Raw genomic sequence first — 1,186 nt, forward strand, 5'->3', positions numbered from 1 at the left:
ATGGCAAAAGAAAAGTTTGAACGCGTAAAACCGCACGTAAACGTTGGTACAATCGGCCACGTTGACCACGGTAAAACAACTCTAACAGCAGCAATCACAAACGTACTTGCAAAAGTATACGGTGGTGTAGCTAAAGACTTCGCATCAATCGATAACGCTCCAGAAGAGCGTGAGCGTGGTATCACAATCTCAACTTCACACGTTGAGTACGATACTCCTACTCGTCACTACGCACACGTAGACTGTCCAGGACACGCCGATTATGTTAAAAACATGATCACTGGTGCTGCTCAAATGGACGGCGCAATCCTAGTAGTTGCTGCGACTGACGGTCCTATGCCACAAACTCGTGAGCACATCCTACTTTCTCGTCAGGTTGGTGTACCTTACATCATCGTATTCATGAACAAATGTGACATGGTTGACGACGAAGAGCTACTTGAGCTAGTTGAGATGGAAGTTCGTGAACTTCTTTCAGAGTACGACTTCCCAGGTGATGACTTACCACTAATCCAAGGTTCAGCGCTTAAAGCGTTAGAAGGCGAGAAAGAGTGGGAAGACAAAATCGTTGAGCTTGCAGAAGCACTAGATTCTTACATCCCAGAGCCAGAGCGTGACATCGATAAGCCATTCATCATGCCTATCGAAGACGTATTCTCAATCCAAGGTCGTGGTACTGTTGTAACTGGCCGTGTTGAAGCTGGTATCATCAACGTGAATGACGAAGTTGAAATCGTAGGTATCAAAGAAACTACGAAGACAACTTGTACAGGTGTTGAGATGTTCCGTAAGCTTCTAGACGAAGGTCGTGCGGGTGAGAACATCGGTGCACTTCTACGTGGTACTAAGCGTGAAGACGTTGAACGTGGTCAAGTACTAGCTAAGCCTGGTTCAATCACTCCACACACGAAGTTCACTTCAGAAGTATACGTACTTTCTAAAGATGAAGGTGGTCGTCACACTCCATTCTTCAAAGGTTACCGTCCACAGTTCTACTTCCGTACAACTGACGTAACAGGTGACGTACAGTTACCAGACGGCGTTGAAATGGTAATGCCTGGTGATAACATCAAGATGACTGTAGAACTAATCTGCCCAATCGCGATGGACGAAGGTTTACGCTTCGCTATCCGTGAAGGTGGCCGTACAGTTGGTGCTGGTGTTGTTGCAACTATCGTTGAGTAAT

General features: G+C 46.1%; 1 protein-coding gene. It reads left to right on the forward strand.

From position 1 onward, the window contains the following. Nucleotides 1-1,185 (forward strand): elongation factor Tu, encoded by a 1,185-nt coding sequence (gene tuf / locus J3455_RS19785; protein WP_054564107.1) that lies wholly within the window; start codon nucleotides 1-3, stop codon nucleotides 1,183-1,185. Nucleotide 1,186 lies beyond the last annotated feature (1 nt).

It is taken from the genome of Pseudoalteromonas sp. NFXS39 (assembly GCF_040148775.1).
Lineage (GTDB): Bacteria > Pseudomonadota > Gammaproteobacteria > Enterobacterales > Alteromonadaceae > Pseudoalteromonas > Pseudoalteromonas apostichopi.